The 15,675-nt window shown below is 31.7% G+C and carries 14 protein-coding genes; 10 read left to right on the top strand and 4 right to left on the bottom strand.

Annotated elements, in window-relative coordinates; genetic code table 11:
• Positions 1-19: 19 nt before the first annotated feature.
• Entirely contained in the window at positions 20-1,615 is a 1,596-nt protein-coding gene (locus tag OS191_RS04870) for an ABC transporter substrate-binding protein (protein WP_267154593.1), read from the top strand.
• Here OS191_RS04870 and OS191_RS04865 read toward each other — a convergent pair.
• The 3 genes from OS191_RS04865 to OS191_RS04855 all read right to left on the bottom strand — a co-directional run bounded on the left by OS191_RS04865 (position 1,612) and on the right by OS191_RS04855 (position 4,190).
• Positions 1,612-2,271, bottom strand: coding sequence for a lysoplasmalogenase family protein (locus OS191_RS04865; protein ID WP_267154592.1), 660 nt, complete (start codon positions 2,269-2,271; stop codon positions 1,612-1,614). The two genes, OS191_RS04870 and OS191_RS04865, sit on opposite strands and share 4 nt — an antisense overlap.
• A gap of 356 nt (positions 2,272-2,627) precedes the next feature.
• Positions 2,628-3,800 (bottom strand): GlmU family protein, encoded by a 1,173-nt coding sequence (locus tag OS191_RS04860; protein WP_267154591.1) that lies wholly within the window; start codon positions 3,798-3,800, stop codon positions 2,628-2,630.
• A gap of 138 nt (positions 3,801-3,938) precedes the next feature.
• Complete coding sequence (locus OS191_RS04855; RefSeq protein ID WP_267154590.1) at positions 3,939-4,190, bottom strand: type B 50S ribosomal protein L31; 252 nt, start codon at positions 4,188-4,190, stop codon at positions 3,939-3,941.
• 175 nt (positions 4,191-4,365) lie between these two features.
• Here OS191_RS04855 and OS191_RS04850 point away from each other — a divergent pair, with 175 nt between their 5' ends.
• From OS191_RS04850 to OS191_RS04820, 7 genes are all read left to right on the top strand, one after another.
• Positions 4,366-4,896, top strand: coding sequence for a DUF4199 domain-containing protein (locus OS191_RS04850; RefSeq protein WP_267154589.1), 531 nt, complete (start codon positions 4,366-4,368; stop codon positions 4,894-4,896).
• A 43-nt stretch (positions 4,897-4,939) separates the two neighbouring features.
• Complete coding sequence (locus OS191_RS04845) at positions 4,940-5,887, top strand: glycosyltransferase family 2 protein (RefSeq protein WP_267154588.1); 948 nt, start codon at positions 4,940-4,942, stop codon at positions 5,885-5,887.
• Between the two features lie 76 nt (positions 5,888-5,963).
• Complete coding sequence (locus OS191_RS04840; protein WP_267154587.1) at positions 5,964-7,694, top strand: phospho-sugar mutase; 1,731 nt, start codon at positions 5,964-5,966, stop codon at positions 7,692-7,694.
• Positions 7,695-9,524: an ABC transporter ATP-binding protein gene (locus tag OS191_RS04835; RefSeq protein WP_267154586.1), complete on the top strand. Its 1,830-nt coding sequence runs from the start codon at positions 7,695-7,697 to the stop codon at positions 9,522-9,524.
• A gap of 275 nt (positions 9,525-9,799) precedes the next feature.
• Positions 9,800-10,342: an RNA polymerase sigma factor gene (locus tag OS191_RS04830; RefSeq protein ID WP_267154585.1), complete on the top strand. Its 543-nt coding sequence runs from the start codon at positions 9,800-9,802 to the stop codon at positions 10,340-10,342.
• A gap of 33 nt (positions 10,343-10,375) precedes the next feature.
• On the top strand, positions 10,376-10,873 hold the full coding sequence (locus OS191_RS04825) for a hypothetical protein (RefSeq protein ID WP_267154584.1): 498 nt from the start codon (positions 10,376-10,378) through the stop codon (positions 10,871-10,873).
• A gap of 11 nt (positions 10,874-10,884) precedes the next feature.
• Positions 10,885-11,328: a sensor of ECF-type sigma factor gene (locus OS191_RS04820; protein WP_267154583.1), complete on the top strand. Its 444-nt coding sequence runs from the start codon at positions 10,885-10,887 to the stop codon at positions 11,326-11,328.
• Positions 11,329-11,358: 30 nt separating this feature from the next.
• Here OS191_RS04820 and OS191_RS04815 read toward each other — a convergent pair whose 3' ends face one another.
• On the bottom strand, positions 11,359-12,405 hold the full coding sequence (locus tag OS191_RS04815) for a WD40/YVTN/BNR-like repeat-containing protein (RefSeq protein WP_267154582.1): 1,047 nt from the start codon (positions 12,403-12,405) through the stop codon (positions 11,359-11,361).
• Positions 12,406-12,542: 137 nt separating this feature from the next.
• On the opposite strand from OS191_RS04815, the gene OS191_RS04810 reads away from it, so the two are divergent.
• Together OS191_RS04810 and OS191_RS04805 are read left to right on the top strand one after the other, a co-directional pair.
• Positions 12,543-13,757 carry an RsmB/NOP family class I SAM-dependent RNA methyltransferase gene (locus tag OS191_RS04810; RefSeq protein ID WP_267154581.1) on the top strand — a complete coding sequence of 405 codons (1,215 nt, stop codon included), beginning with the start codon at positions 12,543-12,545 and terminating at the stop codon, positions 13,755-13,757.
• A gap of 8 nt (positions 13,758-13,765) precedes the next feature.
• A complete protein-coding gene (locus tag OS191_RS04805) occupies positions 13,766-15,553 on the top strand; it encodes an endonuclease (protein ID WP_267154580.1) in 1,788 nt (595 codons plus the stop codon).
• Positions 15,554-15,675: the final 122 nt, after the last annotated feature.

The raw sequence follows: 15,675 nt of genomic DNA, 5'->3' as shown, positions 1-15,675 counted from the left end.
TAGTATTTTAATTTTATAAATGAAAAATCTACTTTTACTTTTCTTACTTTTTCTACTTTTCTTTAACTGTACTAGAAATAACAAAGAAAATCTAAATGTATTTCGCTACAACGAACATAAAAACATAGGCTCTTTAGATCCTGCTTTTGCAAAAGACAATGCAGATATCTGGGCTGTAAACCAATTATTTAATGGCTTGGTGCAAATGGACGAAGAACTCCATGTGCAACCATCTATTTCTAAAGAATGGCGGATTTCTGAAGATGCACTCACCTATTCCTTTTTCTTGAGAAATGATGTTTATTTTCATAAACACTATTTGTTTGGGAAAGACTCTACAAGAACAGTAAAAGCATTAGACTTTGAATACAGCTTTAATAGGCTGATAAACAAGGAAATTGCTTCGCCAGGGAGTTGGGTTTTGAATAAAGTAGATTCTTTCCGTGCTGTTAATGACAGCCTGTTTCAAATTAAATTAAAACAACCTTTTCCGGCATTTCTAGGCTTACTTACAATGAAATATTGCTCCGTAATTCCAAAAGAAATTGTGGAACATTATAACGGTAATTTTCGCTCTAACCCCATTGGTACTGGACCTTTTAAATTTAAACGATGGGAAGAGAACATTAAATTGGTTTTTAGAAAAAACAATAATTATTTTGAAAGGGATACAAAAGGGAACAAATTACCTTATCTAGAAGCTGTAGCAATAACCTTTCTTCCAGATAAGCAAAGTGAGTTTTTACAATTTATTCAAGGGAATTTAGATTATGTTTCTGGTCTAGATGCCTCTTATAAAGATGAAATACTAACGGCAAAAGGAGAACTAAGAAACCTGTATTCTGAAGAGGTAAATATGATAAGAGGTCCTTATCTAAATACAGAATATCTGGCTTTCTATATGGATTCAAAGATGCCAGAAATTCAATCGTCTCTATTAAGAAAAGCTGTAAACTTGGGATTCGATAGACAAAAAATGATGATGTATCTTAGAAACGGTATCGGCATTCCTGCCAATGGTGGATTTATTCCAAAAGGTTTGCCTGGTTTTAACGAGACCATTGGATTTACTTATCAACCTAAAAAAGCAAAACAACTAATTGAACAGTTTAAAGCAGAGAGCGGAAATAATAAGCCGGAAATAACTATTACAACAACAAGCAATTATTTGAGTTTTTGCGAATTTATCCAGCGTGAATTACAAAAAATAGGTCTTAAAATAAACGTAGATGTTATTCCTGCAGCCACCTTAAAAGATGCTAAAGCAAATGGAAAATTAGACATGTTTAGAGCTAGTTGGGTTGCTGACTACCCTGATGCAGAAAATTATTTATCTCTTTATTACAGTAAGAATTTTGCGCCAAATGGCCCTAATTACACACATTTTAAAAATGAGCAATTCGATTTGTGGTACGAGCAAGCTTTTATGGAAACCAATACTTTAAAAAGAGAGAAGTTATATTTAAGAATGGACAGTTTGGTCATGAATCAGACTCCGATAGTACCTCTTTTTTATGATGAAGTAGTAAGATTTACAGGTAAATCTATTGAAGGTTTAGGCATTAATCCGATAAACTTATTAGACCTAAAATATGTAAATAAAAAAGATCTTTAATCAGCTCTAACTTCCACCCCTTCTTTTTCAAAAACAATACCCATAACTATAAAGTATAAGGCACTACCATAAGTAAGCATGATAAAAAATTCTTGAAAAGGCAAGTCTTGTTTAAAGGTTTTAATAGCCATAATGCTTTCGCTTATAAGGTATAATAACACACCAATAAACACAAAATAATAGCTTTTTAAAGAAAAAACACTTTTTCTTAGAAAAGCAAACTGAAATACAACCAAAGTAAAAAAGAAACTAATAATTGCTCCTGTAAAAAACGACCCTAAACCATCGTAAACAGTACCAACTAGTAAAAAAATATAGGTAAACAACATAATGGAAAAAGGTATTAATCGTAGCACATTGAAATCTTCTTTATGCATAAATTTGATACTAAAAAATATTTTTCCAAGTGTAAAAGCGACTAAACTAGCCCATAAAAAAATGGGATTGATATGACTAATTATTAAAAAATCTCCTATTAAAAATGTGCCTAAAGCTAAAAACACCCATAATTGATCTTTCTTAGACTGAAACTCTCTTTCTTGAAAATAAAATAATAATAAGGCAAGAATTAATAAGGGTTTAGTGGTATACCTAAACGCTATTGGACACGTTAACTTAACAACAATATCTAGAGTTAATAAAAAAAAGTATAGCAAAGTAAAATGCTTGGTGTTCTTAAAGTTTAAACGAATCATTAGGAAGTAGAAAAATAATTTTCGGCAAAAGTAATACAAAAACCGACAAAACGCAGTAATTTAACAAATTACGTGTTAATTATAGACAATAATCTTTTTGCTTTTGCATCTCATATAAAATTGAATTTTTCAGTTTTATAAAAATTGACAAAAAAAATAGAGTCAAATAGCATCAAAAAGTAATTTATTGTATAGTAAGTTACCTGTGAACGCTGAAATAGTTTTGTTTTCTAGTTTTGAATATGTATGTAGAAACGAAGCGCAAAAATCTTCTCAAAAAAAGGAAATAAATTACAAATATTAGATATTTAAATATATTAACGTCTAAATTTTTTAGTTTCCTCAAAAACATGCTCTAAAATAGCGGCATCCTCATCTGTAAATTCAATATCTCTTCTAGACATAACCACTTTAGCTACTTCAAAAGCTTTTTTGGTTAGATAGCTTGTAAACCCAGAACTTCCACCCCAAGAAAAGCTGGGAATAAAATTTCTTGGAAACCCACTTCCAAAAATGTTGGCACTAACGCCTACAACCGTACCTGTATTAAACATGGTATTGATTCCACATTTACTGTGGTCTCCCATCATTAACCCACAAAATTGCAATCCAGTTTTGGCAAAACTTTCGGTTTCATAATCCCAAAGTCTTACTTCAGCATAATTGTTTTTTAAGTTGGAGTTATTTGTATCTGCTCCAAGGTTACACCATTCTCCAAGCACCGAATTCCCTAAATACCCTTCATGCCCTTTATTAGAATATCCAAAAATAACAGAATTGGTAACTTCTCCCCCAACTTTGCTATGAGGTCCAACGGTGGTTGGCCCATATATTTTAGCACCCATTTTTACGGTTGAGTATTCACATAGTGCAAAAGGGCCTCTAATTAAGCTTCCCTCCATGATTTCAGCATCTTTACCAATATAAATAGGACCGTTGGTGGCGTTTAAAGTAGCAAATTCTATTTTAGCACCTTCTTCTATAAAAATAGATTCAGCTTTAATTGTGTTGACACTCGAAGGAATAGGTTGAGATTTTCTATTATTTGTAAGTAACTCGAAGTCTTCTTGGATGGCTTCTCCATTTTTAGAAAAAATATCCCAAGTATGTTCAATTTTCAAAATATCATCTACATATTCTATAGCTTCATAAGCATCTAAATCTATATCATCTTGCGTATCTTTTGTAAAAAAAGCTATCACATCTTCATTGTTGAAAATCGCTTGATTTTCTTCTAAATTCTTAATCATTTCCACCAAAGTTTGATTGGGTAAAAAAGACGCGTTTATCATAATATTTTCGTCCATTTCAACCATTGGAAATTTATCAGATAAATAGTCTTCTGTAACTGAAGTGGTAGTAAATTCTAAATAAGCTTCCCATTTCTCTCTAATGGTTAAAATACCTATTCTAATATCTGCAACTGGACGTGTAAAAGTAAAAGGCAATAAATTATTGCGTGAAGGACCATCGAAAAGAATATAGTTCATGAGAAGGTTAAAGTTAAAGTTTCTCGCTTTTTCAAACAACAAACCTATATTAGTCAATTCAAAAGTAACGTAAATATAGAAAACAAAAAAAGCCTTAAAGAAAATTCTTAAGGCTTTAATAATATGTTGTGACCAAGTTTATTTTTTAAACTTAGCGTATTTGTTTTTAAACTTATCGATACGTCCTGCAGTATCTATTAACTTAGATTTACCAGTATAAAATGGATGAGACGTTCTAGAAATCTCCATTTTTATTAATGGATATTCAACACCGTCAACTTCAAGAGTTTCATTTGTAATAGCAGTAGATTTTGTTAAAAACACGTCTTCATTAGACATATCTTTAAATGCTACTAATCTATAATTTTCTGGATGTATTCCTTTTTTCATCGCTAATTGCTTTAATTGTATTCTATTTTCGAGGTGCAAATTTAAGGATTTTTTACAAATGAACAATACTTTTGATTTAATTTTTATAAGATTTATTTTTTTTCAAAAATAAGCTGTAACGTTTTCCTATATTTGTTTACTAACTAACTGTAAAATTAATAAACTTAAAACTAATATGGAAACTTCTATTAAATCGAATTCAATTAACTATGGTTTATACCTAGGTGGCGTTTTATCTCTATTCACCGTTTTTGCTTACGCAATAAATTTAGATTTGTTTACCAAATGGTGGTACGGCATCTCGCTTATGGTTTTGGTAATTATCTTTGGAATTATTTCAGCCATGAGCTCTAAGAAATTATTAAATGGAATTATTAACTTTAAGGGAGCTTTTTCATCTTATTTTATAACTGTAGCTGTTGGTATAGTAATTAGCTCTCTGGTTAGCTTTGTTATTTTTAATGTTATAGATCCAGAAGCTGCTACGCTTTTACAAGAAAAAATATTAGATTCACAAGTAGAAATGATGCGTGGTTTTGGTGCGCCTGAAGATGCTATTGCAGAGGTAGTTGAACAAATGGAAAAAGAAGATAATATGTTTGCAATCACTAAAGTTCTACAATCTATCGCTTTCCAACTTATTGGATTTAGTGTGGTTGGACTTATTGTGGCCTTGGTTGTAAAAAAAGAAGATCCTGAAGCATAAATAAATTCTTTACTTTTGAGCTTTCAATCTTGAAACCATATATATGAATATATCAGTAGTCATACCACTACTTAACGAACAAGAATCTTTAACAGAACTACATGATTGGATTGCAAATGTTATGCAATCCAATCATTTTTCTTATGAAATTATTTTTATTGACGATGGAAGCACAGATCATTCCTGGAAAACAATTGAACAACTAGCTCAAAAAGATACAAACGTAAAAGGCATTCGGTTTTTAAGAAATTTTGGAAAATCGCAAGCCTTACATGCTGGTTTTGAAAAAGCTCAAGGAGACGTTATAATAACTATGGATGCCGATCTTCAAGATAATCCTGAAGAAATTCCAGAGCTTTACAACATGATTGTATCTGAAAACTACGACATGGTTTCTGGGTGGAAAAAGAAACGTTACGATTCTGTAATTTCTAAAAATATTCCTTCAAAATTATTTAATTACGCTGCTCGAAAGACTTCTGGTGTTAAGCTTCATGATTTTAATTGTGGCCTAAAATCATATCATAAAGATGTGGTTAAAAACATAGATGTTAATGGCGAAATGCATAGATACATTCCTGTATTGGCAAAAAACGCTGGTTTTACTAATATTGGAGAAAAAGTGGTACAACATCAGGCTAGAAAGTACGGTGTTACCAAGTTTGGCATGGATCGATTTATTCATGGCTTTTTAGATCTAATTACCATTTGGTTTCTATCGCGTTTTGGCAGGAGACCCATGCACTTATTTGGTGCTTTAGGTGTAATTATGTTTGCAATTGGCTTTGCTTTTGCTATCTATCTTGGTATTGATAAACTTTATTTACACCCCTACGGACGCTTAATTACACAACGTCCACAATTTTACATAGCCTTAGTTACCATGATTATTGGAACCCAATTTTTTGTAGCTGGTTTTTTAGGTGAAATCATCTTAAGAACTAAAGAAGACAAGAAACGCTATTTAATTAAAGACGAACTTAATATTTAGTCTTTTATAATTTAAAGTGTATTTTCACTTTATCTTTTTTGAAATCCTTATTTTTGCATCACATTTTTTTTTGAACATGATACACATTGAACCTAAATTATTAGAAAGAGTAAATACATGGTTAACACCCTCTTTCGATAAAGATACACAGGATTATATAAAAAACTTAATTGCTACCAACCCCAAAGAACTTAATGAGAGTTTTTATAAAAATCTAGAGTTTGGAACTGGAGGCATGAGAGGTGTTATGGGAATTGGCACCAACAGAATCAACAAATATACTCTTGGAAAAAACACCCAAGGATTAAGTAATTACTTGCATCAATCTTTTCCAAATGAAACTATAAAAGTGGCAATTGCTTTCGATTGCAGGCACAATAGTAAATCTTTAGCAAAATTGGTCGCAAACGTGTTTTCTGCTAATAATATTCAAGTATTTTTATTTGAAGATTTACGTCCAACACCAGAATTATCTTTCGCTTTAAAATATTTAAATTGTCATTGTGGAATCGTACTTACAGCATCTCATAACCCCCCTGAATATAATGGTTACAAAGTATATTGGCAAGATGGTGGCCAACTCGTTCCGCCTCAAGATGCTGAAATTATAAACGAAATAAACAATCTAGAATACTCTGAAATTAAATTTGACGCAGACGAGTCTTTAATCCAATATATAGGAAAAGAAGTTGATGATGTGTTTATTAATGCTTCCATTAAAAACGGAAGTTTTAACACACCTCAGCAAGCTAAAGACCATTTAAATATTGTATTTACTTCGTTACACGGAACTTCTATTACTATTATTCCTGAAACTTTAAAACGAGCTGGATATAACAAGGTATATCTAGTTGAAGAACAAGCAGAACCAAATGGCGATTTTCCAACCGTAAAATCTCCAAACCCCGAAGAACCTGAAGCATTAAAAATGGCTTTAGAATTAGCTGATAAGGTTCAAGGCGACATTGTAATTGGCACAGACCCAGATAGCGATCGAGTTGGTGTAGCCGTTAGAGATTTTAACGGAAACATGACCTTGCTTAACGGAAACCAAGCCATGTTAATGATGACGGATTTTTTACTAAAACAATGGCAAACTAAAGGAAAAATAAAAGGCAAAGAGTTTATAGGATCTACCATTGTATCTACTCCAATGATGAGAGTTTTAGCAGACGCATATGGTGTAGAGTGCAAAATTGGATTGACCGGGTTTAAATGGATTGCAAAAATGATCAACGACTTTCCTAAGCTTGATTTTATTGGTGGTGGCGAAGAAAGTTTTGGATTTATGGTTGGCGATTTTGTTAGAGATAAAGATGCTGTAACTGCAACCCTTCTTGCTTGTGAAATTGCTGCTCAAGCTAAAGCCAAAGGATCTTCTTTTTATAAAGAACTAATTCAATTATACATAACACATGGTTTTTATAAAGAACGCCTAATATCTATTACTAAGAAAGGTATTGAAGGTGCTGAAGAAATAAAACAAATGATGATTGACTTCAGAAAAAAACCACTTTCAGTTATTAATAATTCCAAAGTAATTAAAATTGAAGATTATCAAAGTTCTATAGCTCAAAACCCAATTTCTGGAAAAGAAGAACCTATATCTATTCCAAAATCTAACGTATTGATTTATTACACTGAAGATGGTAGCCAAATAGCTTTACGACCAAGTGGAACCGAACCAAAAATTAAATTCTATATTAGTGCTAACACAACGCTAGACAAAGTGTCAGATTTTGAAGTTACCGAACAAAAATTAGAAACCAAGATTGATGCTATCATTAAAGATATGCAACTTAATTAAATGAAGAAAATAATAAATCAACTTTGGCCTTATATTAAGAAGTTTAAAAAGCACGTTTTTTTAAATGTCTTTTTTAATTTATTGTATGCCTTATTTAGTGCCCTAGCATTTATTTCTCTTATTCCCATGTTAAATGTTTTATTCGACAAGACATCTGTTGTAACAGAAGCACCAGAATGGAGTGGGCTTGGAGGTATTAAAACGTATGGAGAGCAATTACTAAATTATAAGGTAAGCAGCTATTTACAAGATGGAAATGCACAAATGGCTTTAGTGATAGTTATTTCCCTAGTTATTTCTACATTTTTACTTAAAAATCTATTTGGGTATTTATCCATGCAACACATGATGTATCTTAAAAATGGGGTCCTTAACAACCTTAGAAAAGATATGTATGAAAAAATTATCCAACTTCCTTTAAGTTTTTATTCAAAAAGACAAAAAGGAGATGTTATGGCTAGAATTCTAGGAGATATTAATGAAATGCAAAACTCCTTCTTTATTGTTTTAGAACTTATTGTAAGAGAACCCGCAACCATTATATTTTCATTAATTTTTATGTTTACGTTTAGCTGGAAATTAACGCTATTTGTACTACTTTTTATTCCTATTGCAGGACTTTTAATTTCTAGATTAGGAAAAAGCTTAAAAAGCAATTCCTTAAAAGCACAGCAAGAATCTGGAAAATTAATTTCAATTGTGGAAGAATCTTTAACTGGATTAAAAATTGTAAAAAGTTATAATGCAGAAAATATATTTAAAGACACCTTTACTAACTCTGCCAATAGAATATTGAAATTATCTAATAAAATTGGCCTTAAAAACAATCTTGCTGGACCTGTTAGTGAAGTCTTAGGGATTACTACTATTGCTGTTTTATTATGGTACGGAGGGCAACTTGTACTTGTGGACAAAGTAATTGAAGGTACAGACTTTTTAGCATTTATGGGACTATCTTATGCTATTTTAACTCCAGCAAAAGCTATAAGTAAAGCATCATATCGAGTTAAAAATGGAATGGCAGCTGCAGATCGTGTTTTCGAAATTTTACACGAAGAAGATAATATGGCAGACATACCAAATGCCACAACATTAGTTGGATTTAAAAATGAGTTATCTGTTAATAATATTTCTTTCAAATACGACAATGAATTAGTACTTAAAAACTTTAGTATAAAAGTTCCTAAAGGAAAAACAATCGCTCTTGTTGGTCAATCGGGATCTGGAAAAAGTACTATTGCAAACCTAGTTACCAGATTTTACGATATTAACGAAGGAAGTATCACTATAGATGGAAATGATACAAAGAATGTTACAAAAAAATCTTTAAGAGATCTTATGGGATTAGTAACACAAGACTCTATATTATTTAACGACACCATAAAAAACAATATTTTAATAGGAAAGCCAGACGCTTCTGAAGAAGATGTTATGGATGCCTTAAAAATTGCAAATGCTTGGGAGTTTGTAAAGGAACTACCAAAAGGAATTGAAACTAATGTTGGGGATGCAGGAAACAATTTCTCTGGAGGACAAAAACAACGTTTAAGTATAGCCAGAGCTGTTCTTAAAAACCCTCCAATTATGATATTAGACGAAGCCACCTCTGCATTAGATACAGAAAGTGAGCGTTTAGTACAAATTGCCTTAGAGAATATGATGAAAAACAGAACCTCTATTGTTATTGCTCACAGATTATCAACTATTCAAAATGCTGATGAAATTATCGTGATGCAAAAAGGCGAAATTGTAGAACAAGGTGCACACCAAGAATTATTAGACAAAAATGGCATGTATAAAAAACTTGTAGACATGCAAAGTTTCGAGTAATCTAATTAGAAAATAAAAAAGGACAATATGTTACATATTGTCCTTTTTTGCTATTGTTAGACTTGGGGAAAAACTAACAAATTAAGTAGGTTGGTTAATGTAAACATAAAACAAAATCTTTTACTAAACAAATTAAAAACACACTTAATCGATGCATTAATGCGTTTTATCGATGTTTTTCAATTTAAAGCATTGGTTAACAATTATTTAACTTTTTGAAGTTTTTTTAAATTAAACTTTCCTTAATTTGTAAGGTCTAATATTAAAATAATCAGGTGATAGACGAATCTAAATTATTAGAAAAACTCCAATCTAACCAGGATAAAGACGCTGCTTTTAAAGAACTAATTACAGGTTATAAAGAACGTTTATATTGGCATATTCGTCATATTGTTAAATCGCATGACGACACAGATGATGTGCTTCAAAACACCTTCATAAAAATTTACAAAAACATTCATAACTTTAAAGGAGATAGCAAACTCTATTCCTGGATGTACAGAATAGCCACAAACGAATCTTTAACCTTTATAAAACAAAAGACCAAACATCTCCAAATTTCCAACGAAGAGATGCAACAATTAGCCATAGACAACTTAAAATCTGATGTGTATTTTGAAGGAGACGAAATTCAGCATAAATTACAACAAGCAATTGCTACACTACCCGAAAAACAACAATTGGTTTTTAATATGAGGTATTTTCAAGACATAAAATATAAAGATATGTCTACCATTTTAGACACTAGCGAAGGCGCTCTCAAAGCTTCCTACCATATTGCAGTAAAAAAACTGGAAGACTATTTAACTAACAATTAAACCTTTATAATAAAAAGAAGTCTAAATAATAAGATGAACAAAAACAAACTCCATAATATCAACCAATCTGGATTTAAAACTCCAGAAGATTACTTTTCTAATTTAGAAGATGTTATCATGTCTCAAATTCATCTGGACGAAAAGATAAATAAATCGGCTTTTAAAACACCTGATAACTATTTCGAATCTCTAGAAGAGAGAATGGTTAATCAAATTTCAGAAAAACAAGAGACTAATGTGATTTCTATAGTTACAAAACGCAATATCATTGCCATAACAAGTGTTGCTGCTGCTATTTTGTTACTTTTTAATCTCAATATTTTTAATAATAATATTTCGTTTGAATCCATTGAAAACGAAGCTTTAGAGAATTATGTTTCTAATCAAGAATTTGAAACTCTAAATATGGGAGCAGAAATTATTGATGACATCGACATTTCTTCTTTTATTTTAGAAGAGTCTATTAGCGATGCTTCCCTCGAAAATTATTTATATAACACCTCAGATTTAGAAGATTTTATTTCTGAATAATCTATTATTATATGAAACATATTAGCATTTTAATTCTTTTAATCTCAATTAGTTTAAATACTTTTGGACAAGATAGGCATGAAAAAATTAAGGCCCTTAAAACTGCTTATATTACAGAACAGTTAAGTTTAACAAAAGCTGAAGCAGAAAAATTTTGGCCAATTTATAATGTCTATGAAGTAGAAAAAAGTAAGCTAAAAGATGAAGCACATAAAGACAAGGGAAATCAAGACTACTCTAAATTATCAGAAAAAGAAGCTAATGCTTTACTTGAAGATATGATAGCATTAAACAACAGAAGAAATAATATTTACAACAATCTAATTACCGATTTAAAAAAGGTAATATCTGCAAAAAAAATTGTACAATTAAAACAAGCAGAATACGACTTCAATAAAAAGATGTTTGAAGAGTACCGAAAAAGACATCATTCTGAACGCAAAGAAAAACCTTAACAAAAAAGAAGCCAATTGGCTTCATTTTTGTTACCTAAAATTCAATTTACTTATCCTACCTTGTCCAGAAGCATATGCTACGCTATCGTTTAAAAACCGAATCGTATAAAACCCTTCTTTACTTAAATTCTTCCAAGTATTACCTCCATCATTACTGTAATCCATCCCCTTAAAACCTACCGCTATCAGCTCCTTCCCTTCTCTATTTGGAAAATATTGTAGACAACTTCTATATCCTGGAGCCTGACCTTCTGCCACTAATTCCCATGTTTTTCCACCGTCTTTGGTTAATATTTTATTAGCAACATTATCATCTGGATTCGTATAATCACCACCAATAGCAAAACCATTCAAAGAGTCATAAAAGTCAATAGAATAGATACCTTCTGTTTCTTTACCATTAATAATTGGAGTTTGCACAACATCCCAAGACAAACCTTTGTCTTTAGAAAAATAAACTCTTCCAGTAGTAGTCGCAATCCAAGTGTTATTTCCTACAATGGCAATATTTGTATTACTTGCAGCAAAAGCACCTTCACCTTCAATACCTTTTGGTAATACATCGCAAGAAAGTTTATTCCAGATATGTCCTCCATCTCTGGTTATTAAAACACTTAAGCAATCCTCTGTTGTATCACCAATTGCTATCCCTTCCTTGTCGTTCCAGAAAGCCATAGCATCATAAAAAACCTTTGGATGCTCTTCCAAATAAACTAAATCCATTAGTCCTTGTTCTCCAGTTTTAAATAACATAGCTGGATTATTTACACTTAGCATGAAAAAATCTGTAGTTGTATGTGCTATAGATCTGAATTCTAGCTGTAATGAATCTGAATTAGATTCTTGCTTCGATATTTGCCAGTTTCTTTTGGTTGGGCTATACAATCCATAAGCCCCATTATTTGATGCAAAAACCAGGCTTTTATCAGTTAAAATTTCAATAGCTCGAATACTTAGCAAGGTGTCCTCTAATATGGTTTCTACTTCAACCGTATTAAAGTTTCTTGGTGTAAAAGTTTCTTTTTTATCACAAGAAATTATTAAAAGAACTATAACTAATCCAATAAAACGCATCATATCTACAAATTTAATTAATGAAATAAAAGTAGTTTATTCAATTCAACTAAACAACAATCACCATAACAACTAACAAATAAAAAAACATTCGCGTATTCATCTCAATTAACGTAACTTTGCAGGCTTATAAAATTATAATGAGATTACACAGAAATTTATGTTTTGCAACTATTGATGGTTTAACATTAATCTTCAATGAAGGGAAATATGCAGACAAAGTCATTCAGCAATTATTAAAAAGGGATAAACGTTGGGGAGCTCGAGATCGAGCTTTTGTTGCTGAAACCACTTATGAAATAGTAAGATGGAAGCGCTTGTATACCGAAATTGCAGAGGTAAAAGAACCATACAGTCGCGATGATATTTGGCGCATATTTGCCGTTTGGGCAACCCTAAGAGGTATTAAATTACCAGATTGGACATATTTTGAAAACACTCCAACAAGAAAAATTAAAGGACGTTTCGATGAACTTTCTAAAATTAGAAAATTCAAAGAATCCATTCCAGATTGGTTAGACGAGGTTGGCGAAAAAGAACTTGGAAAAGCTATTTGGACTAAAGAAATAGCAGCTCTTAACGAGCAAGCTGATGTTGTATTGAGAGTTAACACCCTTAAAACTACAAAAGAAAAATTACAATCAGAGTTATTCGATTTAGACATAGAAACCGAATTTATAAAAGATTACCCAAATGCTTTAAAACTAAAGGAACGTGCTAATGTATTTACTACAGAAGCTTTCCAAAATGGACATTTTGAAGTTCAAGATGCGTCTTCGCAATTGGTCGCTGAATTTTTAAATGTAGAACCAGGTATGCGTGTTGTAGATGCTTGTGCTGGAGCTGGAGGAAAAGCTTTACATCTGGCTTCGTTAATGGAGAATAAAGGACAAATTATCGCTATGGACATCTACGATAATAAACTAAAAGAACTAAAACGTAGAGCCAAACGCAATGGCGCTCATAACATAGAACCAAGACATATTAGTTCCACCAAAGTTATTAAAAAGCTTTACGGAAAAGCAGATCGCGTATTAATAGACGCACCATGTTCTGGATTAGGTGTGCTTAGAAGAAACCCAGATGCGAAGTGGAAATTACAACCAGAATTTCTTGAGACGATTAAAAAAACTCAACAAGATATTATTCAACAATACTCAAGAATGGTAAAACCTGGAGGACAACTTGTATATGCAACTTGTTCCATCCTACCTTCAGAAAATAAAAACCAAGTAGATCTTTTTTTAACATCTGAAATGGGAAAAGATTTTACCTTTGTAAAAGATAGAAGTGTCTTATCTCATAAAACTGGATTCGACGGATTCTACATGGCCTTATTAGAAAAGAAAAAATAAAAACCCGAATGAAACATTTTTACACCATACTATTATTATTAGTTTCAACATTTGCTTTTGCTCAAATTCCAGCTGGATATTATGATTCTGCTACGGGAACTGGTTATACCTTAAAAACACAATTAAGTAACATCATTACAACTGGTCATAGCCCGAAAACTTACGACCAGTTATTCAGTTTAGCTACTGGTTACAGAGCAACAGACATCGACGATTTCTATGAGAATGATGGTTCTGTTATGGATATGTATTCAGAAAATCCAATAGACTCAGATCCATATAATTATGATTACTACGCAAGTCCAAGTGAAAAATGTGGTAGTTATAATAGCGAAAACGATTGTTATAATGGCGAACACTTAATGCCACAAAGCGTATATAGCAGTGACATGCCAATGGTTGGAGATATCCATCAAGTAATCCCTTCAGATGGTTATGTTAACAATGGAAGAGGTAGTTTAGCTTTTGGCGAAACTAATTCGGCAAGCACAACTTACATGAATGGCTCTAAAAGAGGTTCTAGCAGCGTTTCTGGTTATTCAGGAACAGTATTCGAACCAATAGACGAATTTAAAGGAGATATTGCTAGATGCTTATTGTATTTTGCTGTAAGATATGAAGACCAAGTTGCCTCCTGGAATCATGCCATGTTAAATAATACAAGTGATCAAGTTTATGAAGACTGGTTTATCGATTTACTTCTAGATTGGCATAACAACGATGCTGTTAACCAAAGAGAAATCAACAGAAATAACGCTTCGTATATTCATCAAGGAAATAGAAATCCATTTATTGATAACCCAGGATATGCTAATTTAATTTGGAACCCAACACCAGATACAGAAGTTCCAAGTAATCCAACAAATTTAGTAGCATCAAATCCTTCAGGTTTCACAATAGATCTAGCTTGGACTGCTTCTACAGACAATATTGCAGTTACTTCCTATGATATATATGTAGATGGTACAAACTCTTTTAACTCATCTAATACAACATTTACTGTTCCTGGTTTAGCACCAGAAACTAATTATTGCTTTACTATTAAAGCAAAAGATGCTGCTGGAAATGAATCTGGATTTAGTAATCAAGCCTGTGAAACTACAACAAGCAATGGGACTGGGGTTAATTGTTTAGCTGAAACGTTTGAAAATATTCCTGCAAATTCAGGCTCATATTCAGTGAGAACTTGGACTGGTGATGCTGGTGGTGCTTGGATTGCTTCAGATGCAAGAACAGATTTAACATTAAATAACAGAGCAATTACTATTAGAAATGGAAGTTTAACAGCACCTACTGCTTCTGGTGGTATTGGAAGTTTTACCGTTACAACCAAACGTGTTTATGGAGGTTCGTCTGGAACTTTTAACTTAAAAGTAAATGGCAATATTGTTGGAACAATCGCTTATGGTGATCAAGATGTTGTTCAAACTACAACAATTCCAAATATTAATGTGGAAGGTAATGTGTCTGTAGTCATCGACGAAAATAGTTCAACTACAAATAGAGTTGTTTTTGACGATTTGTCTTGGACCTGTTATACAGATTTAAATGTTTTAGATTATCAATTAAATGGTATTTCAATTTATCCTAATCCAATCCAAAATGTATTAAACATTCAAATGAAACATTCAAATACTACTCAAATTGAAATATTTAATATTCTAGGAAAAAGAGTTTTTACTAAAACAATACAACAGTCTCAAAGTGTCCAACTAGACAACCTAAGTTCTGGCATGTATATTTTAAAGCTAACTCAAGGTAATTCGATCATAAGTAGAAAATTAATAAAGAACTAAACATAAAAGCGACTGTAACAGGTCGCTTTTTTTATGGTTAATAAGGACGTGAATAACTCTAAATTTTCAATAATTTAAATAGCAATTATTACGTCTAAAAAAAGTAAATTTGCATTTTTAAA

The organism is Xanthomarina sp. F2636L, assembly GCF_026410195.1.
Lineage (GTDB): Bacteria > Bacteroidota > Bacteroidia > Flavobacteriales > Flavobacteriaceae > Xanthomarina.
Note: the sequence above shows the minus strand (reverse complement) of the source record. Positions and strands in the feature narration are given on the sequence as shown.